17 protein-coding genes are annotated in these 19,905 nt (G+C 68.2%); 7 read left to right on the forward strand and 10 right to left on the reverse strand.

Annotated features, from left to right (window positions below; all coding sequences use genetic code 11):
- Positions 1–122: 122 nt before the first annotated feature.
- From H162_RS0108480 to H162_RS0108515, 7 genes are all read left to right on the forward strand, one after another.
- A complete protein-coding gene (locus tag H162_RS0108480) occupies positions 123–1,343 on the forward strand; it encodes a LysR family transcriptional regulator (RefSeq protein WP_020653029.1) in 1,221 nt (406 codons plus the stop codon).
- Between the two features lie 209 nt (positions 1,344–1,552).
- Positions 1,553–2,881, forward strand: a complete 1,329-nt coding sequence (locus H162_RS0108485; protein WP_020653030.1) for an MFS transporter — start codon at positions 1,553–1,555, stop codon at positions 2,879–2,881.
- Positions 2,882–2,890: 9 nt separating this feature from the next.
- Positions 2,891–4,204 carry a gallate dioxygenase gene (locus H162_RS0108490; RefSeq protein WP_020653031.1) on the forward strand — a complete coding sequence of 438 codons (1,314 nt, stop codon included), beginning with the start codon at positions 2,891–2,893 and terminating at the stop codon, positions 4,202–4,204.
- A 119-nt stretch (positions 4,205–4,323) separates the two neighbouring features.
- Positions 4,324–5,421 carry a porin gene (locus H162_RS0108495; RefSeq protein WP_026354413.1) on the forward strand — a complete coding sequence of 366 codons (1,098 nt, stop codon included), beginning with the start codon at positions 4,324–4,326 and terminating at the stop codon, positions 5,419–5,421.
- A 432-nt stretch (positions 5,422–5,853) separates the two neighbouring features.
- Positions 5,854–6,153 carry an antibiotic biosynthesis monooxygenase family protein gene (locus tag H162_RS0108505; protein ID WP_020653034.1) on the forward strand — a complete coding sequence of 100 codons (300 nt, stop codon included), beginning with the start codon at positions 5,854–5,856 and terminating at the stop codon, positions 6,151–6,153.
- Between the two features lie 111 nt (positions 6,154–6,264).
- On the forward strand, positions 6,265–8,484 hold the full coding sequence (locus H162_RS0108510; protein ID WP_020653035.1) for an NADP-dependent malic enzyme: 2,220 nt from the start codon (positions 6,265–6,267) through the stop codon (positions 8,482–8,484).
- 134 nt (positions 8,485–8,618) lie between these two features.
- Complete coding sequence (locus H162_RS0108515) at positions 8,619–10,559, forward strand: putative bifunctional diguanylate cyclase/phosphodiesterase (RefSeq protein ID WP_020653036.1); 1,941 nt, start codon at positions 8,619–8,621, stop codon at positions 10,557–10,559.
- Positions 10,560–10,876: 317 nt separating this feature from the next.
- Here H162_RS0108515 and H162_RS0108520 read toward each other — a convergent pair whose 3' ends face one another.
- The 10 genes from H162_RS0108520 to H162_RS0108565 all read right to left on the reverse strand — a co-directional run bounded on the left by H162_RS0108520 (position 10,877) and on the right by H162_RS0108565 (position 19,864).
- Positions 10,877–11,065: a hypothetical protein gene (locus H162_RS0108520; RefSeq protein ID WP_020653037.1), complete on the reverse strand. Its 189-nt coding sequence runs from the start codon at positions 11,063–11,065 to the stop codon at positions 10,877–10,879.
- A gap of 86 nt (positions 11,066–11,151) precedes the next feature.
- Positions 11,152–12,084: an ACP S-malonyltransferase gene (locus H162_RS0108525; RefSeq protein WP_020653038.1), complete on the reverse strand. Its 933-nt coding sequence runs from the start codon at positions 12,082–12,084 to the stop codon at positions 11,152–11,154.
- A 1-nt stretch (position 12,085) separates the two neighbouring features.
- Positions 12,086–13,003: a triphosphoribosyl-dephospho-CoA synthase MdcB gene (gene mdcB, locus H162_RS0108530; RefSeq protein WP_020653039.1), complete on the reverse strand. Its 918-nt coding sequence runs from the start codon at positions 13,001–13,003 to the stop codon at positions 12,086–12,088.
- Entirely contained in the window at positions 12,996–13,661 is a 666-nt protein-coding gene (gene mdcG, locus H162_RS0108535) for a malonate decarboxylase holo-[acyl-carrier-protein] synthase (protein ID WP_020653040.1), read from the reverse strand. The genes mdcB and mdcG overlap by 8 nt, the downstream gene beginning before the upstream one ends.
- The gene (gene mdcE / locus H162_RS0108540; RefSeq protein ID WP_020653041.1) at positions 13,645–14,361 is read right to left on the reverse strand and encodes a biotin-independent malonate decarboxylase subunit gamma; all 717 of its coding nucleotides are present in this window, start codon (positions 14,359–14,361) and stop codon (positions 13,645–13,647) included. The genes mdcG and mdcE overlap by 17 nt, the downstream gene beginning before the upstream one ends.
- Positions 14,361–15,257, reverse strand: coding sequence for a biotin-independent malonate decarboxylase subunit beta (locus H162_RS0108545; protein WP_020653042.1), 897 nt, complete (start codon positions 15,255–15,257; stop codon positions 14,361–14,363). Before H162_RS0108545 ends, mdcE begins: the two co-directional genes overlap by 1 nt.
- Positions 15,254–15,568, reverse strand: a complete 315-nt coding sequence (mdcC, locus tag H162_RS0108550; protein ID WP_020653043.1) for a malonate decarboxylase acyl carrier protein — start codon at positions 15,566–15,568, stop codon at positions 15,254–15,256. Before mdcC ends, H162_RS0108545 begins: the two co-directional genes overlap by 4 nt.
- Before the next feature lie 9 nt (positions 15,569–15,577).
- Positions 15,578–17,260, reverse strand: a complete 1,683-nt coding sequence (gene mdcA, locus H162_RS0108555) for a malonate decarboxylase subunit alpha (RefSeq protein WP_020653044.1) — start codon at positions 17,258–17,260, stop codon at positions 15,578–15,580.
- Between the two features lie 26 nt (positions 17,261–17,286).
- Positions 17,287–18,759, reverse strand: a complete 1,473-nt coding sequence (locus H162_RS0108560) for an SLC13 family permease (RefSeq protein WP_026354414.1) — start codon at positions 18,757–18,759, stop codon at positions 17,287–17,289.
- A 181-nt stretch (positions 18,760–18,940) separates the two neighbouring features.
- Positions 18,941–19,864 (reverse strand): LysR family transcriptional regulator, encoded by a 924-nt coding sequence (locus tag H162_RS0108565; protein WP_020653046.1) that lies wholly within the window; start codon positions 19,862–19,864, stop codon positions 18,941–18,943.
- Positions 19,865–19,905 lie beyond the last annotated feature (41 nt).

Below are 19,905 nucleotides of genomic sequence, written 5' to 3' on the forward strand. Positions count from 1 at the left end.
ACGGGTCTCGGTGTGCTTTTCGATGTACGCAAGTATCTTTGGCACAGCCTCGGCCTTGGTTGCTTTGTGCGCCCAACACTGTTCTAATTTTCTTATCACCCTCCACATTCCCGGTCCCGTCCATGAGTTTCGTCAGCCTCCGCCACCTGCATGCCTTCCGCGTCGTCGCCGCCACCGGCGGCATCCGCCGTTCCTCCGAATCGCTGTTCCGCGCCTCGTCCGCGGTGGCGCGCTCGGTGGCGGCGCTGGAGGAAAGCCTGGACGTGCCGCTGTTCGAGCGCAAGGGCAGGGGCATGCTGCTCACCGCGGCCGGCGAGGTGGTGCGCCTGCGCGCCGACCGCATCGAGGAGGAACTGCACGCGGTGCGCGACGACGCCGTGCGCCTGCAGGAGCGCGGCGGACCCAAGGTCGGCGCCATCGAAGCCCTGCTGAACGAACGGCGCCTGCAGGCGGCCGCGCTGCTGGCCGAGGTCCACCACATGCCGACCGTCGCCCATGCGATGGGCAGCTCGCAGTCGGCGATCAGCCAGGCGGTGGCGCGGCTCGAGGACATGCTGGGCCAGCCGCTGTTCCTGCGCACCGCGCACGGCATGCTGCCGACCGAGGCCGGGCGGCGCTGGATCGAAGGCTTCGAACGGGCGCTGGCCGAACTGCGCCATATTCCGGAAGATGTCGCGGCGCTGGCCGGGGTGGTGCAGGGCACGGTCACCATCGGCGCCCTGCCGCTGGCGCGCTCCCAGCTGCTGCCGGCGGCGATCGCCTCGGTGCTGCGGCGCCATCCGCGCCTGCATGTGCGCTCGCTGGAGAGTCCGTACGGGGAACTGACCGCCGGGCTGCTGAGCGGCCGGATCGACTTCATCATCGGCGCGCAGCGCGCCAGCGCCGGCGACGCCTTCGCCGCGCGCGCCCTGTTCGACGACGAGGCGGCGCTGGTGGCGCGCGCCGGGCATCCGCTGGCGGCGAAGAAGACGCTGCATGTTTCCGACCTGGGAGGGTATCCCTGGGTGCTGTCGCGCGCCGGCACGCCGCTGCGCGAATCGCTGGGCCAGTTCTTCCAGCGCCAAGGGGCCGCGCCGCCGGAACCGACCGTGGAAACCGGCGACCTGGCCCTGCTGCGCGGGCTGCTGCTGTCGAGCGACATGCTGACGGTGCTGTCGGCGCACCAGCTGCACCACGAGATCGCGACCTCGCAGCTGATGGTGCTGCCGTTCGCGATGCCGGGCATGGGGCGCTCGATCGGCGTCATGACGCGCAAGGGCGCCCACCTGGCCCCGGGGGCGCGCGCGCTGCTCGACGAGATCGACAGCATCAGCGCCCAGTGGCGCCAGGGCCATTCCGCATGAGTGCAGGCGCCGGTGCCTTGCAGGGCCGATAAGCAGATTGAAACACTGAGCCAGCCGAAAGCAATGCTTCATCCTTAGTCGAAACGTACACTTCGAGTGCGGTATCACCAGATTGCATGAGGGGTATTCAGTACCTCGCCGCCATTCCGGCTGAAAAAGCAAGAACAACAGCGCGGAACATCCACACTCGTATTCGACCAGGAGACATAATGAATACAGCACACACCCTCGATGTGCGGGCGCACATCAACGGCCGCAAGATGAGTCGCTACCAGTGGCTCTTGCTTGTCCTTTGCTTCCTCATCATCACCACCGACGGCATGGACGTCGCCATCATGGGCTTCCTGGCGCCGGCCATCATCGGCGAATGGGGTATCTCGCGCGCCGCCTTCGGCGTCGTGATGAGCGCGGCGCCGATCGGCCTGGCCATCGGCGCGCTGCTGATCGGTCCGCTGTCGGATCGCTACGGGCGCAAGAAACTGCTGATGGGGGCAGTGGCCTGGTTCGGTACGTTCAGCATCCTGTGCGCGCTGGCCAACGACGTCTATACGCTGTCGCTGCTGCGCTTCCTGACCGGCCTCGGACTGGGAGCGGCGATGCCGAACACCACCACGCTGCTGTCCGAATATGTGCCGGAAAAGTCGCGCAGCACCCTGCTGGCCATCATGTTCACCGGCTTTAACCTGGGCTCGGCCCTGGTCGGCTTCGGCGCGGCGGCCCTGCTGCCGGACCATGGCTGGCGCACGGTGCTGGTCGCCGGCGGCGCGATTCCGCTGGTCTGCCTGCCGTTCTACCTCTGGCTAATTCCGGAATCGGTGCGCTTCATGGTGGTCAAGAAATACCCGGCCGAGCGCATTGCCCGGACCCTGCGCCGCGTCTGCGGTTCCGATGTCACGCACCAGACCAGCTTCACCATCAGCGAACCCGCCGTCCAGGGCGGCCAACCGGCCAGGGCCTTGCTGTCGCCGTCCTATCGCAGCATCACGCTGTCGCTGTGGAGCACCTATTTCATGGGCCTGCTCGTGATCTACCTGCTCAGCGGCTGGCTGCCGACCATGATCAAGGACGCCGGTCAGTCGATCGAGCGCGCCGCCAACATCACGGCCCTGTTCCAGCTCGGCGGCACGGTCGGCGCCCTGGTGGTGGGCTACCTGATGGACCGCTTCACGCCCAACAAGGTGATCGCATCGGCGTACATCGGCGGCGCGGCCTTCATCCTGTTCCTGTCCTCGGGCACGGTCGAGTCCTCGACCTTCGCCATGTTCGTGCTGTTCGCGGGCTTCTGCATGAGCGGCGCCCAGACCGGCCTGAACGCCTTCGCCCCGTCCTGCTATCCGACCGCGGTGCGCGCCACCGGCGTGAGCTGGATGCAGGGCATGGGCCGCTTCGGCAGCATCTTCGGCTCCTTCGCCGGCGGCCTGCTGCTGTCCATGGGCTGGGGCTTCAGCGCCGTGATCGCGATCCTGGCCATCCCCGCCACCATCGCGGCAATCTCCATCATCTCTTCACGTATCGCACCGCGCACGGTCGCGGCTTAAGGATCCATCATGGCAAACATCATCGGCGCGATCGCGTCCTCCCACACCCCGACCATCGGCTTCGCGCTCGATACCGGCAAGCAGAACGACCCCGCCTGGGCCCCGATCTTCAAGGCCTACGAACCGGTCCAGCAATGGCTGGCCGAGAAGAAGCCCGACGTGCTGCTGGTGGTGTACAACGACCACGTCACCTCGTTCTTCTTCGACCACTACTCGGCCTTCGCGCTGGGCATCGGCGACCAGTACCGGGTCGCCGACGAGGGCGGCGGCGCGCGCGACCTGCCGCCGGTCGCCGGCCATGCCGGGCTGGCGCGCCACATCGGCCAGTCGCTGATGGCCGACGAATTCGACATGTCCTTCTTCCAGGACAAGCCGCTCGACCACGGCTGCTTCTCGCCGCTGTCGATCCTGTGGCCGCACGAGGGCGGCTGGCCGGGCAGCATCGTGCCGCTGCAGTGCGGCGTGCTGCAGTTCCCGGTGCCGTCCGCGCGCCGCTGCTTCAAGCTCGGCCAGGGCCTGCGCCGTGCGATCGAAAGCTATCCGGAAGACCTGAACGTGGTGCTGGTGGCCACCGGCGGCCTGTCGCACCAGGTGCACGGCGAGCGCGCCGGCTTCAACAACACGCCCTGGGATCACCAGTTCCTCGACCTGTTCGAGAAGGATCCGGAAACCCTGCTGAACATGACCCATGCCGACTTCGCCCGCCTGGGCGGCTGGGAAAGCGCGGAAGTGGTGATGTGGATGGTGGCGCGCGGCGCCATGGCGAGCAAGCTGCGCTGCCTGCACCGCGAATACTACCTGCCGTCGATGACCGGGATCGCGGTGGCCCTGTACGAGAACGAGGCCAACCCCGATCCCGCCTTGAGCGCGAAAGCCAACGAGCGCCAGCGCGCCCACATGCGCCACCAGACGGCGGGCGTCGAGGAACTGGAAGGCACCTATCCGTTCACCCTGCAGCGCAGCGTCGAGGGCTACCGTATCAACAAGTACCTGCACCAGCTGGTCCAGCCGGAGTTCCGCGCCCGCTTCCTGGCCGATCCGCAAGCGACCTACGAGGAAGCCGGCCTGCTGCCGGAAGAGCGCGACCTGATCACGCGGCGCGACTGGCAGGGCTTGATCCGCTATGGCGCGATCTTCTTCCTGCTGGAGAAGCTGGGCGCGGTGGTGGGCGTGTCCAACCTGCACATCTACGCCGCCATGCGCGGCGAGACACTGGAAGACTTCCAGAAGACGCGCAACACCAGGGCGCTGTATTCGGTCGCCGGCGCGGGCGCCGCCAGCGGCGCCGACTGGAACAAGGACCAGGACCAGTCCCGGTCCTGACGGCTTCCGGCGTTTTTCCCTTCAGGCGCCGCCCCTGGGCGGGGCTCCCTGCAACACAGATGCGGTCCGCCGGCCATGAGGCCGGCGCGCCGCCGCGCACCCTCATGGAGGAGACCTCAATGAAACATCCCGTGTCCAGCGCCGCCCTGGCGGCCTGCGCCATCGCCGCCACGATGGCCAACGCCTCGGCGCAGGCCAATGTCCAGATCTACGGCATCGTCGACGGCGCCGCCGAATACTATGACAATGCCGACGCCGCCGGCCACAGCCTGGTGCGCATGCCCAGCCTGGGCGGCGGCATGTTCCCGTCCCGGCTGGGATTCAAGGGCTCGGAAGATATCGGGAACGGCCTGAAGGCTGTCTTCACCCTGGAAAACGGCTTCTACCTCGACAGCGGCAGCCAGGGGCAGGGCAACCGCCTGTTCGGCCGCCAGGCCTGGGTCGGCCTGGCCGGCTCCTGGGGCCAGCTCAGCTTCGGGCGCAACTACAACGCGATCTACCAGTCTTCCTTCGACGTCGACGTGTTCGCCGCCTCGCAGTACGGACTGGGCTCGCTCGACCCGGCCATCCCGAACGGCCGCAGCGACAACTCGATCGCCTACAAGGGGGTGTTCAAGGGCCTGACCGTGGCCGGCACCTACAGCACCGGGCGCGACACCTCGAGCGCCGGCGGCCCGGCGGGAACCGGCTGCGCCGGGGAGAGCGCGGCCGACAGCAAACAGTGCCGCGAATGGTCGGCCATGCTGCGCTACGACGGCGCAGGCTGGGGTGTGGTCGGCGCCTATGACCGCATCCACGGCGGCCCGGCGGCGGCCGCTGGCCTGAACAGCAGCGGGCTGTCCGACAGCCGCCTGCACGTCGCAGGCTTCGCCAGGGCCGGGGCATGGAAGATCGGGGCCGGCGTGCTGGCGCGCGACAACGAGGGCGCGCTGACGCAGCGCAGCAATCTCTACTATGTCGGCGCCACCTGGCGCGCGGCGCCCGCATTCCAGGTCGATGCCCAGGTGTCGAAGCTGGACTACCGCGACAGCGACAACGACGCCAGGCAGCTGCTGGTGCGCGGCGTCTACGAACTGTCCAGGCGCACCGCCGTGTATGCGGCGGCGGGCCGCATCGTCAACAGCGGCAGCTCGGCGCTCGCGCTGTCGGCCGGCGGCTCGGTCGGTCCGGGCCTGAACCAGAGCGGCGTCATCACCGGCATCAAGCATTCGTTCTGAGGCATTCGACGGCGCGGCGCGTCAGCGGCTCGCCTCCTCCAGGACGGCGGCCAGCGCCAGGTCGAGGCGGGCGCGGTCCACGCTGCGCACCCTTGCCTTCAGCGCGGCCATGGCCGCGACGGCCAGGAATCGATGCCGTTCATTGTCCCCGCTTCCAGATGAAATTCGGGAAATATGTCATGTCAGACAACGTTTCTCCGCATGTAGGATAATAAGCCGATGTCGGTACGAGCAGGCCCGTCTTCCGGTTTCCGTTCGCACGGCATGCATTGCGGTATCGATGCTTCCAGCAAGAAGTAGACGCTCCCGCAATCATCGGTTATAAATAGAACAATGCGTTGCTGTCCGTGTCCATCGCGGTACGGCTGCGCCCGCGCGGCTTGTTGCCGGCCGGTATGCGTTCGCCTCGACGTTTTTTTTGCGGAAGAACTCATGATTCTGGAAAGCGCTGTCATCAAGGTCAAGGCAGGGATGGAAGACGAATTCGAACAGGCGGTGGCCAAGGCGCTGCCGCTGTTCCAGAGGGCGCCAGGATGCATTTCGATGCAGCTACTGCGTGGCCTCGAAGAAACGCTGACCTACCTGTTGCATGTGCAATGGGAGACGGTGGAAGACCATACCGTCCACTTCAGGGCCAGCGACGATTTCCAGGAGTGGCGCCGCCTGGTCGGACATTGCTTCGACGGGCCGCCGCATGTGTCGCACTTCGATGTCGCGCTGCCGGGCTTCTGACAGGCCTGCCGCACCAACCACTGACCGGTCGGCCGCATGGACGCAGCGTCCAGGGACCGGCGTCACAGGATAAACGCCCCAACCACTCCAAAACAGGGATCAGGAGAAAAGATGAGTATCGAATCCAACAACGAAGGAACACGCGACAGCCAGCTGCGTGCGGACGCCCTCGAATACCACCGCAGCCCGACGCGCGGCAAGATCGAGGTGGTCGCCACCAAGCCGCTGTCGAACCAGCGCGACCTGTCGCTGGCCTATTCGCCGGGCGTGGCCTATGCATGCGAAGAGATCGCCGCCGACCCGGCCACCGCCGCCGACTACACCTCGCGCGCCAACCTGGTGGCCGTGATCAGCAACGGCACCGCCGTGCTGGGCCTGGGGAATATCGGACCGCTGGCGTCCAAGCCGGTCATGGAAGGCAAGGGCTGCCTGTTCAAGAAATTCGCCGGCGTCGACGTGTTCGACCTGGAACTGGACGAACTCGATCCGGACAAGCTGATCGATGCGATCGCCATGCTCGAGCCGACCGTGGGCGGCATCAACCTGGAAGACATCAAGGCGCCGGAATGCTTCTACATCGAGAAGAAGCTGAGCGAGCGCATGAACATCCCGGTCTTCCACGACGACCAGCACGGCACCGCGATCATCTCCACCGCGGCGCTGCTGAATGCGCTCAAGGTGGTCGGCAAGGACATCGGCCAGATCAAGCTGGCCGCTTCCGGCGCCGGCGCGGCGGCGATCGCCTGCCTGGACATGATGGTCCTGCTCGGCGTGAAGCGCGAGAACATCTATGTCACCGATTCGAAGGGCGTGATCTACGTCGGCCGCGAAGCCAACATGGAAGTCAACAAGGCGCGCTATGCGCAAGACACGCAGGCGCGCACCCTGGCCGACATCGTCGACGGCGCCGACGTGTTCCTGGGCTGCTCGACCGCGGGCGTGCTGACGGGCGAGATGGTCAAGACCATGGGAACGCAGCCGGTGATCCTGGCGCTGGCCAACCCGGAGCCGGAAATCCGTCCGGAAGTGGCGAAAGCCGCGCGCCCCGACTGCATCATCGCGACCGGCCGTTCGGACTACCCGAACCAGGTCAACAACGTGCTGTGCTTCCCCTACATCTTCCGCGGCGCCCTCGACTGCGGCGCGACCCGCATCACCAACGAGATGAAGCTGGCCTGCGTGACCGCGATCGCCGAGATGGCCGAAGCGGAAGCGTCCGACGTGGTGGCCTCGGCCTATGAAGGCCAGGAGCTGACCTTCGGTCCCGAATACATCATCCCGAAGCCTTTCGACCCGCGCCTGCTGGCGGCGATCGCACCGCGCGTGGCCGAAGCCGCGGCGGCGTCGGGCGTGGCGGCCCGTCCGATCGAGGACATGGCGGCCTACCGCGACAAGCTGGCGCAGATGATCTACCACACCGGCTTCTTCATGAAACCGGTGTTCACCAAGGCCAAGGCCAACCCGCGCAAGGTCGCGTACGCGGAAGCCGACGACCGCCGCGTGCTGCGCGCGGTGCAGACCGTGGTCGACGAAGGCATCGCCAAGCCGGTCCTGATCGGCGAGAAGGCCAAGGTCGAGCGTGCGATCAAGGAAGCGGGCCTGCGCCTGAAGCAGGATGTCGACTTCACGCTGGTGGAAGCCGAGGGCGACACCACCCTGCAGGGCGCGCGCCTGCTGAAGTCGGGCGAAGTCGATGCGCTCATCTGCGGCATGAAGGGCAGCTACGACAGCCACCTGGCGCACGTGAAGAACGAGATCGGAACGGCGCCCGGCGTCGAGGTGCTGGCGGCGATGAATGCGCTGGTGCTGGACAAGTACACGCTGTTCATCACCGACACCTATGTCAACGACCAGCCGAGCGCCGGCGAACTGGCGGTGATCGCGCGCCTGGCGGCGAACGCGGTGAAACAGTTCGGCGTCGATCCGAAGGTGGCGCTGCTGTCGCACTCCTCGCTCGGCTCCTCGGAGCGTCCGTCGGCGCGCCGCGTGCGCGAAGCGCGCGAACTGCTGACCCAGATGGCGCCCGAGCTGTCGGTGATCGGCGAGATCCACGGCGACGCCGCGCTGTCGGAAGAGATCCGCGACATCTACCAGATCGAGAACGGCTTTGCCGGCAGCGCCAACCTGCTGGTGATGCCGTCGCTGGACGCCGCCAACATCCTGTTCAACGTGCTCAAGGTCGCGTCGGGCAAGGGCGTCACCGTCGGTCCGATCCTGCTCGGCACCGCCAAGCCGGTGCACATCCTGAGCCCGAGCGCGACGGTCCGCCGCATCGTCAACATGACGGCGCTGGCGGCCGCCGACATCCGCGAAGGCGACGTGTCGGCCTGATAGCCGCACACACCGGGCCGGCGTCCTGCCGGCCCGGTTCTCATTTGCCCCCACTGGCGATTCGCGATGCGAGAGTAACCGGAGCGTAAGGACAGCGACTATACTGGAGCTGTCTTCCAGCACGGGAAAGCGCCATGTCCGACACGCCGAATCACGAGGGTCCGCAGCCGCCGGAGGCGGTCCCGCCTGCATTGCAGCGCGCAATCCGTGCCCACCGGACGATCAGCGCCAGCAACCGGACCCTGCTCCGCGCCACCGATGAGATGCAACTGCTGCGCGACATGTGCGCCGTGGCGGTGGAGCAGGGCGGTTATGTGCGGGCCGGCGTCGTGTATGCCGACAAGGGACCGTCCCGGCGCCAGCAGTGGATGGTCTGCATGGGGCTGGAGGGTGGCAAGGCGGTCAAGTTCGACGTCCGGGAACTCAATGAAGCCGGCTACACCTGGGACGATACGGCGCTCGGCCAGGACACGATGGGCATCGCCATCCGGACCAGGGAACCGTTCACCCGCCAGAACGTGCTTTCGGGCCCGGTGTTCGCCAACCCCCGCTACGAACTCCTGCGCCGGCTGGCCGAGCAGGCGAAGTTCCTGTCGCTCACCGCCTTTCCCCTGATATGTGACGACGACGTGGTGGGTGCGCTCTTCATGGCGGCACCGGAACCGGATGCCTTCGACCAGCAGGAAATCGACCTGCTGAGCGAACTCGCCGCCGACCTGGCGTTCGGCATCCACACGCTGCGCATGCGGCGCGCACACCGGAAGGCGGAGGAAACGATCGCACGCCTCAGTTTCTACGACCAGCCCACCGGCTTGCCGAACCGCTCCGGCCTGCTGCAGCGGCTGCGCGCCGGCATCGAGGCCGCGCGCGTCGCGGGCGGCCCGCTCGCCCTGCTCCATATCGGGGTGGACGGCTTCCACGATATCTGCAATGTGCTGGGCTACGGCGCCTGCGACACGGTGATGCAGGAGCTGAGCCGGCGCCTGGCGTCCCTGCTTCCGGTCGGCGCGCAGGTGACGACGCCGGGAGACGGCGAATTCGCCGTCGTCTTGCAAGATTGCAATGTAGAGGATGCACGCGCGGCCGCGCGCAAGGCGCTGGCAGGGCTCGCCAAGCCGATCGAAGCCTCGGCCGCGCTGATCGACACGCGGCTGGCCATCGGCATCGCCGTCTTTTCCGAACACGCGGACGATGCCGAGAGCCTGGCGCGGCGCGCCAGCGCCGCCATGTACGTGGCGCGGACCGAGCGCAACGGGATCGCGGTGCATTCCGCACGGCAAGAAAAGGCCACCGCGAACCGTCTTGCGGTGATGGGCAAGCTGCGCCGCGCGATCGAGTTCGGCGAGTTCGAGCTGTATTGCCAGCCCAAGGTGGAGATCGGCAATTGCCGCCCCTGCGGCGCCGAGGCGCTGCTGCGCTGGCGCGATCCGGTGCGCGGCCTGATCGGACCGGGATCCTTCATTCCGCTGGCCGAGCAGGGCGGACTCATCACCTCGATCACCGACTGGATGCTCGAGGCGGCCTTCCAGCAGGTCCATGCCTGGCGCGCGGCGGGCAAGGATTACTCGCTGTCGGTCAACCTGTCGGCGCACGACCTGCACGACCCGGCCCTGGTCGGCCGGATCCGCAACCTGGTCTCCACCTGGGGCATCCCGCCCGATGCGATCCAGTTCGAACTCACCGAGAGTGCGCTCATGATCGATCCCGAGGCCGTGATGGTATCGCTGCGGCGCCTGAAGGACCTTGGCTTCGACATCTGGATCGACGATTTCGGAACCGGCTACTCGAGCCTCAGCTACCTGCAACGCTTCCCCATCGACGCCATCAAGATCGACCAGTCCTTTGTGCGGCCGATGACGTCGCAGGCGGACTCGAGCGTGATCGTGCGGGCCACGATCGAGCTGGGACACAACCTGGGCCTGGAAGTCATCGCCGAAGGCGTCGAGGACAGGGAAGTCTGGGCCAGCCTGGAAGCGCAGGGCTGCGACGTCGCGCAAGGCTTTTTCCTCGCCCAGCCCATGCCCGTGAGCCAGTACATGGGCTGGGCCGCGGACTGGCGCGGCAGGACCTGGTAGCGGCAGGCTCAGGCCATGCCGAAGCCGCCCTTGAGCTCTCCCCGCAGGTAGAATAGCACTGGGCGGCCCTGGCCTGCGCGATCACTTCGACGACCCGGTCCAGGCCGACGGTCGGACCCAGGGCTTGCAGCACCTGTGCCCGCTGGGGCCGGATCAGACCGGGCAATCGTCCCAACCACCTCTTGAAACGCGGCGCTTTCATCGGACCTCCGCCTGCGATGCAATAGGCGTTGGACCAGGCAAAACCTCAACAGTTCATGGCGGACCACCAGACAACGGTGATAGCGCCCATAACAACGCCGGTGACCAGGGGACGATCAGTTCCAGCCGCCGGCGTTCGAACGGTAATCCTCGGCGGCCCTGGCCTTGACTTGTGCCTGCTTGTGCATGACCTCGCTTGCGCGCTCCTGGGCGGCTTGCGTCAACAATTCGGTCACTGCGGCGAATACTTCTTTCACGTCGATCTCCTGATAGCGTTGCGGCGCGCGGTCCATCCGGTGCGCCATGGGTTTCCTATGCTCTAGTTATAGAGGCGAAACCCCGCTATTTCCAATTCCGATTGGAAATATCAGACATGGGATGGCTGAATAGGCTAATCGACATGCCGCTGCAGCCATGCCGCGACACCGGCCAGCGAGCGGAAATCGGCAACGGAACGGGTGGCGATCTGCGGATGGCGCGCCTGCAGCATGCGGGCCAGGCCGGCGCCTGGTCCCAGTTCGAGTGCGACCGTCACCCCGGCTTCCGCGATGGCATCCATGCAATCCTTCCACAGGATGGTTTGGGCGAGCTGGCGCGACAGGTGGTCGATGGCCTGGTCGCGGCGCACGATCCGCTCGGCCGAGATGCCGGACAGGACCGGCGCCTGCGGATTGCCGAAGCGGCAAGCCTGGAGTTCGGCCACAAGAGGCGCCACCGCGCCGGCCATGAACGGGGTATGCGACGCCACTTCGACCGGCAGCCGGCTGGCGCGCGCGCCCAGCGCCTGCAGCGCGTGCTGCAGCGCGTCGGCCCGGTCGGCGCGTCCGCCGGCGATGAAGCTGTCTTCCCCGGTCTCGATCGCCACGTCATACCCGGCCTGCCCGAGCGCTGCGCGCAGCGCGCCCTGGGGCAGGCCGGAGATGGCGACCAGGGCCTGCGCCGGCGTGTGCTGCAGGCAGGCGTCCATCAGCCGGGCGCGCTCGCGGGCCAGGGCCACCGCGTCGCGCGGCGCGAGCGCGCCGGCCACGCCATAGGCCGCGACTTCGCCGATGCTGTAGCCGGCCACCACGGCGGGAGCGGGCAGGGCGTCGCCGAGCGCCGTCCAGTTGGCCAGGGTCGCCGCCACGACCAGCGGCTGCGCCAGGCGGTTCGAGAACAGCAGCGCGTCCTGCGCCAGCACCTCGTCGAGCGGCTGCGGGAGCCGGGCCTCGTCGATGAGATCAGCGAGCAGCCGGCTGGCGCGCGCATCGGTGCGCGCCAGCTCGAACATGCCGCGGTGCTGGGCGCCCTGGCCGGGGCAGAGGAGGGCGAGCGTCGCCGTCATGCTAGTGCGCGCCTCCGGTCGCCTCGTTGACCAGGCAGGCCGCGGCCAGCAGGTCGGCCGCGCCGCCGGGCGACAGCCTGCGGGCGACGAACAGGCGGTGGCACTCCTCGGCGCGCGCCTCCCAGTCGGGCGCGGCGCTGCCGCCATGGGCCAGGAAGTCGAGCGCGTGCTGCCGGACGATCAAGGCGCCGTCGGCGCCGCCGCGGTGATAGACATTGGTGTCGCCGATGTGGGCCATCAGGGCGAACAGCGCATCTACCCGGGCCCGGCGCAGGCCGCGGCCGGCCAGCAGGGCCCGGCGCAGCGCCGGCAGCGCGACGTCGAACACGGCCGGCATGCCGAGCGCCGCTTCCTGGCGCGCGCCGCCGACCGCATAGCGGGCCCTGACCCGTAGGCCATGGGAGTCCAGGTCCTGCGGGCGCGCATGCGCGGCCAGCGCCGCGCCCCAGCGCGACACCAGGGTCGAGCGGATGGCGTCGGCGCTGGCGACGCCGCCGCGCGCATGGCAGGCCCCGATCGATGCGCACAGCAGTCCCAGGCCGAAGATGGCGCCGCGATGGGTGTTGATGCCCCGGGTGGCGCCCAGCATGCGCTGCTCGGCCGCCACGCCGAGGCCGGCCAGCGCGGCGAACGAGGCGCCGTCCATGCCGGCCCCGGTGATGCGGGCGAAATAGTGGCGCAGGCTGAACATGCTGCGCATGAAGGTCTCGGCCGTCATGTCGGCGTGGCTGCCGTTGTCGCGCAGCGACACCAGTCCCGGCTTGGGATACAGGCTCAGTTCCGCATACAGGCTGCGCACCGCCAGGCGCGCGGTGCGGGCGCCGATCGCCCGGCGCGCCATGTGGTCCAGGCGGAAGGGACGATCCCGGACGCCGGCGTCCGCCAGGCGCAGGTCGTGGTCGAGCACCAGGTCATGCATGGCTATCCTCCATGGTCGCGAGCAGGCTGTCGAGGCTGACCAGGGCGACGCCCTGGAGGGTCTTGGCGAGCACCCGTCCGCGGGCCTCGGTGGCGCGCGCCAGCTCCTTCCACGCCACGCCCTGCCGGTTGGGGAACACGATCTCGCCGTCCAGCGGGAGCATGTCGGCGCGCCGCCCCAGCAGTTCGAGCGCGCAGCGGTACTGGGCCCGGGTGACCGGATGCAGCAGCAGGTCGATGTCCGAGCCGGGCTTGATGTAGGCCTGGCCGGTGAGGGCCTGCAGCGCCACCGAACCGTAGACGCGCACGTCGAGGCCGGCGTCGGCGGCGTCGTGCACGATCGCGGCCAGCCCGGGCCGCCAGGCCGACGGCACCGCGGCGATCGCGCGCGCCAGCGGCAGGGCCGAGGTGGCGCTCTCGATGTCGGTCACCTCGGCGCTGAACGCGATGCGCGGCTTGCTGCCGTCCGGGCGGGGGGGCAGGGGCAGCCCGAGGGCCACCTGGCCCGGCGGCACCCCGGCACCGAGCCGCGTCACCACCGCCGGCCAGCCGGCCGCGCCCCATTCCGCGAGCGCGGCACTGTCAGGAACCGGGGCGGCCGCGGCCGCGCGCTCCCAGCCGCGCGGCGTCAGCCACACCAGGTCATGCCGGGCGAACATGCTCGCCTGCGCTGACCGCTTGCGCCACCGGCTGCGCCAGCTTGCGCCCGCCGCGCTCGAAGCCCAGTGCGCGGCGGCGGTCGACGCTGTCGCTGTCGCGGATCGCGGCCGCCAGGCGCGCTGCGAAGTCGTCTTCCCAGATCGCCTGCAGGCCGCCCATGCGCAGGTAGTTGCCGGCGCCCGGCGCGAACACCGGATCGGTCTTGGCCAGCTCGGTCAGGCGTTCCTCGGGCACCTTGGTGATGCGCGCCATCGCCGGCAGGCCCATCACCCGGATGGTCGCATCCGGCAGGGCGAAGCAGGCGTCGGCCATCAGGCCGCTGGTGATGAAGCCGCCCGACAGGGCCTGGTCGTACACCAGGCCGATCACCCGGTGGCCCGAGCGGCGCGCCAGCTCGATGCACTTGCCGAGGTGGGCCATGTAGCTGTTGATGCCCAACATCTCGTCGCGGTGGCGCAGGCGCTGGCCCTGGGTATCGACCAGGATCAGGATCGGGCGCCCCGGATGGCGGCGCACCGTCTCCAGCACCGCCCTGGCCTGGGCCAGGGCGATCTCGATGCCGATCGGCGCATGCCCGGTGGTGCCGATCACGGCGACTTCCTGTCCGTCCACGGTGCCGGTGCCGGACAGGAAATGCAGGCGTTCCTGGATGTCGTGCCCTTGCGGGAACAGCTGGGATGTCAAGGTTTGCCAGTCCATCATGCGGCTCCTGCCCGGTGTTGGTTGGCGACGCCGAGAAAATCGTCGACGTCGAGCATGGGGATCGCGCCCGGGTCCGGGATGCCGAGCGCCTTCCAGACCTGCAGCGGCTCGGACTGGGCGCCGAATTCGTCCAGGCGCCGCTCCAGCATCGCCTGCTCGGCCTCCAGCCCCTCCAGGGTCAGGCCCGGATGGCGGGCGCGTCCCTCCGCGATCGCCGCCAGCGCCGCCTGGCGGAAGGCGCTCACGTCGTCGGCCACCAGCACCTGGCAGTCGCCCAGCAGGTAGCGGTGCTTGCCGCCCGTGGTGCGCCAGACCAGGGCGCGGTCGCGCGAATCGAATTCCTCGACCCCGTGCGCGGTCTCGATCACTTCCGGGCCGGACATCGCCAGCCGGCCTTCCTCGGACATCACGACCGTGTTGGCGCAGCGCGCGGCGATGCCCATGCCGCCGAAGCAGCCGTTCGAGCCGCCGATCAGCACCACCACGGGGATGCCGGCCGCGCGCACGTCGAGGATGGCGCGCATCACTTCGGACACGGCGATCAGGCCGGCGTTGGCTTCGTGCAGGCGCACGCCGCCCGATTCCAGCAGCAGCAGGACCGCGTGGGCGTTCTCGGCGACCGCGCGCTGCAGCATGCCGACCAGCTTGGCGCCGTGCACCTCGCCGACCGCGCCGCCCATGAAGCCGCCTTCCTGGGCCGCGCCGAACACCGGCTTGCCGTCCAGGGTGCCGCGCCCGACCACGACGCCGTCGTCGAACGAGACCGGGGCATCGAGCATGGCCAGGTGCGGACTGACCACGCGCGCCGCGGGCGGCAGGAATTCAAGGAAGGAACCGGGGTCGAACACGCGCGCCACCCGTTCGCGGGCATTACATTCGAGATAGCTGCTCATGGTGCTCCCGTCGTCATGGTTTCGGCGGCCTGGTCGAGGCGCAGGCTGACCACCGCGGGCGTGGCGCCCATGTCGTTGATGCAGATGCGGGTGTCGGCCAGCTGCCAGCGTTCGTGGAAGTCGCTCATCACCGCCTGCCAGGTGGCGCCGAAGCCGTTGGCGGCGGTGCGGATCTCGATCTCGCAGGCGCCATTCAGGGGCGCGGGCTCGATCAGCACCTCCAGGTTGCCGGAGCTGACCACCCCGACCAGCTGCGGCGGCACCGCAATCTTCCGGCTGCCGTTCTCGAAACGGAAATTCAAGGTCTCCATCGTGTCTCCTTACCAGTTGCGGAAGCGTTTCGGCGGGTCGTACAGGCCGCCGGAGGCTCTCACCAGGTCTTTCATGGTCTTGGCTGCCAGCAGGTCGCGCGTGGCCAGCCGCTTGTCGATGCCGAGATCCTCGGGGCGCCGGATGACGCCGCGGTCGCGCAGGTTTTCCACCATGCGCTTGTCGCGCCCCATGCCCACCGGCGTGTAGCCGGCCACGCCGCGGATCGCCTGTTCGCGTTCCTCGTCGCTGCGGCACAGCAGCAGGTTGGCGATGCCTTCCTCGGTCAGGATGTGGGTCACGTCGTCGCCGTAGATCATCACCGGCGGGATCGCCATGCCGGCCTGCTCGGCCAGGGTCCAGGCATCGAGTTTCTCGACGAAGGCCGGCGCCATGTGCTCGCGGAAGGTCTCCACCATCTGCACCACCAGTTTCTGGCCGCGCGGGATGGTATTGCGGCCCTCGCGCGCCTGGGCGCCGGCCTTCAGCCAGGCCGGGCTGGCGTGGCGCCGGCCGCGCGCGTCGCTGCCCATGTTGGGCGCGCCGCCGAAGCCGGAGATGCGCCCCAGGGTCGCGGTCGACGAGTTGCCCTGCAAGTCGATCTGCAGGGTCGAGCCGATGAACATGTCGCAGGCGTAGTGGCCGGCGGCCTGGCAGAAGGCGCGGTTGCTGCGCATCGAGCCGTCCGGGCCGACGAAGAAGATGTCGGGACGGGCCCGGATGTAGTTCTCCATGCCGAGCTCGGAACCGAAGGAATGCACCGATTCGACGAAGCCGGCTTCGATCGCCGGGATCAGGGCCGGGTGCGGATTGAGCGCCCAGTGGGTGGCGATCCTGCCCTTGAGCCCCAGGCTGGCGGCGTAGGTCGGCAGCAGCAGTTCGATCGCCGCGGTGTCGAAGCCGATGCCGTGGTTCAGGCGCCGGATCTCGTATTCGGCATAGATGCCCTTGATTGCCATCATCGCCATCAGGACCTGGATCTCGGAAATCTGGGCCGGATCGCGGGTGAACAGCGGCTCGATGTAATAGGGCCTGGGCGACTGCACCACGTAGCCGACCCAGTCGGCCGGGATGTCGATGCGCGGCAGGGTGTCCACGATCTGGTTGACCTGGGCGATCACGATGCCGCCCTTGAAGGCGGTGGCTTCGGCGATCGCCGGGGTGTCCTCGGTGTTCGGCCCGGTGTACAGGTTGCCGTGGCGGTCCGCCGCTTCCGCCGCCACCAGGGCGACGCGCGGCGTCAGGTCGATGAAATAGCGGCCGAACAGCTCCAGGTAGGTGTGGATGGCGCCGATATTCAGCTTGCCGGCGCCGGCCAGGCGCGCCAGGCGGGCCGCCTGCGGCCCCGAGAACGAGAAGTCCAGGCGCGAGGCGATGCCGTTCTCGAACACGTCCAGGTGCTCGGGCAGGGACAGCACCGACAGCAGCATGTGCAGGTCGTGCACGCGCCCCGGGTCCATGCCGGCCAGCGCCTTGCCGAGGAAGTCGGCCTGCTTCTGGTTGTTCCCTTCCAGGCAGACCCGGTCGCCCGGCTCGATCACCTGGTGCAGCAGTTCGACGATGCTCGCGGCCTCGACCACCTTGCCGGACAGCGCCCCGCCCAGGGCATTGCTCGCCCTCTGGAGGCGGGCCAGGCGGTTCTCCTGCAGGCTGTTCCAGCCGCGCCCGGTGCGCTCCTGTTCTGCGTGACCCATTGATGTGTTCTCCATGATAGTGTGACTTACAGGACCACGAACAGCAGCCACACGACGATCGGCGCGACCACGGTGACGATGCCGCCGTAGATCATCAGTTGCCGCAGGAAGACATCGCGGTCGACCCCCTGGGCATTGGCCAGCACCAGCGCGCCGTTGGTCGAGAAGGGGCTGACGTCGACGATGGTCGAGGCGACCGCCATGGCGGCGATGAAGCCGATCGGGTCGACCCCGGTGCCCATCTGCAGGAAGGGCACGGCCAGCGGGATCAGCGAGCCGAGCACCGCCGTCGACGAGGCGAAGGCGGAGACCACGGCGCCCACGAAGCACAGCAGCAGGGCGGCGACCAGCGGCGAGGTGAGGCCGGCCACGCTGTGTCCGACGAAGGTGATGGTGCCCATCTTCTCCATCACGCCCACATAGGTGCTGACGCCGACGATCAGCATGATTTCCGGCCACGAGACCTGGGTGATGGCGCGTTTCTGCACGTTCGGCGCGATCAGGGACAGCAGCAGGCCGATGGTGATGGCGACGAAGCCGATGTCGAGCTTGTACATCAGGGTCAGCACGGCCAGCGCGACCAGGCCGCAGACCGTGAAGACCTGCTGCATGGTGGCGCCCTGGCCGGCCGCAGCCGCGGCGCCCTTGACCGGGGCCCCCGCCATCGCGCCGCCGCCGGCAATGGCGCCTGCGGCGCCACCGGCCGCGCCACCCAGGGCGCCGCCTGCGGCGCCGGTCGCGGAGAGCGCATCCGGGGAGCGCGCCCTGGTGAGCTTCTCTTCACCGAAGGACTCGTCTTCGGCGTCGGCGTAGAGCTGCGGGCCCTGGGCCGGCACGGCGACCTGGGTATTGAAGGCCGGGATGCCTGCCAGGCCCGGACCGCTTTCGCGCCGGCGCATCAGCTGCGCGCCGCCGAACAGGAAGAACAGCAGCACCGACACCGCGAGGTTGACGCCCAGGCTGGCGAAGGCGGTGGTCAGCTCGGAGATCGGCAAGCCGGCCTTCTGCACCACCTTGTTGGTGATGCCGCCGTAGATGCTGATCGGCGAGAAGCCGCCGCCCTGCGCGCCGTGGATCACCATCAGGCCCATCATCAGCGGATTGATCCCGTACTTGGCGGCGAAGCCGAGGGCGATCGGGGCGATGATCGCCACCGCCGCCGGACTGACCGCGCCCACCGCCGTCAGCAGGGCCGTGATCCCGAACATAATCCAGGGAATCGCCGCTATTCGTCCGCCCACCGCCTTCAGCGCGAGCCGCACCAGCCAGTCGATGGTGCCGTTGTTCTGGGCCTGCGCGAACAGGAAGGTGATCCCGACCAGGGTCAGGAACAGTTCGGCGGGAAAGCCCGCCATGATCGCCTTGGTCTGCATGCCTGCGACCAGCGTGCCGACCAGGAAGGCGCCGACGAAAGCAATGACGCCCATGTTGATGGGGAAAATAGTGGCCAGAACGAACATCGCCACGAGTACGTAGATCGAAAGCATGTGAGAGGACATGGTGTCTCCGCTTGAACAAGAGTTGTTCGGGGCAGCGCGTGGACGCGCCTGAAATTATGATGGGACTGACAACAGGTCTAAGGTAACCCCGAAACCTCTCACGAACAATTAGCGCCGCCGGTTGAACGTTTACGCTCAGCGAAAGTGTGGAGTGCGAAGGGTGAAGCGGAGAAGTGCGGGCTCAGGCGGCGAGGTCGCGCCCGCGCTTGAGCATGCGGCAGACCGCCGCCAGGGCCAGCAGGTTGGGATCGCGCTCGCGCACGCGCAGGAAGTTGACGCCGATGGTCTGCTGCATGCGGAATTCCGGCAACAGGGGAATCAGCTGCAGCTTGTCGCCGAATACGTTGCGCACGCGCCCCGGGAGCAGGGTGTAGCCCAGCCCGGCGCTGACCAGGTTCATCAGGGAGAAGATGTCGCTGGTCTTCATCACCACCGTCGGCTGGAAGCCGGCCACCCGGAACGCGTCCATGAAGCCGTGGTAGGTGATGAAGCCTTCGCTGAGGCTGACGTACTTCTCGTGGCCGCACTGGCGCAGGTCGATGGCGGCGGCGCCGGCGTAGGGCGAGCCGGCCGGCGCGGCGAAGTAGATCTCGTCGTCGAACAGGGGGATCGACACGATCTCGGGATCGTCGCCGGGCACCGCCATCAGGGCGGCGTCGATCACGTTCTGCTTGAGCTTGTGCAGCAGGTCGGCGTTCGAGCCCAGCACCAGTTCGGCCTCCAGTTCGGGGCGGCGCAGCTTGATGTCGAAGATGACTTCCGGGGTGGTGCTGGTGGTCAGCGAGTACAGCGACCCGATCCGGAGGTGGCCGGCGGAATAGCCGGCGACCTTGCGCGCCGCCGCGATGCCGTCGCCCATCAGCTTGATGACGTCGCGGCTGACGTCGGCCAGCACCCGCGCCGCATCGGTCGGCATCAGGCTGCGCCCCTTGTGGCCGAACAGGGTGCAGCCCATGCTTTCTTCGAGCGAATGCAGGGCCCGGTGCACGCTGACCACGCTGATCCCGAGGGTTTCCGCTGCGCTGTTCAGGCTGCCGCCATCCATGTAGGCAATCAGGATCTCGAGCTTGCGGAACGTGATCTCTTCGCTAATCTGGCTGCGCATCGGGAATCCTGGAATGTGGTTGGAATGACTATACCGCAGTG

The organism is Massilia niastensis DSM 21313, from assembly GCF_000382345.1.
GTDB classification, from domain to species: domain Bacteria; phylum Pseudomonadota; class Gammaproteobacteria; order Burkholderiales; family Burkholderiaceae_D; genus Telluria; species Telluria niastensis.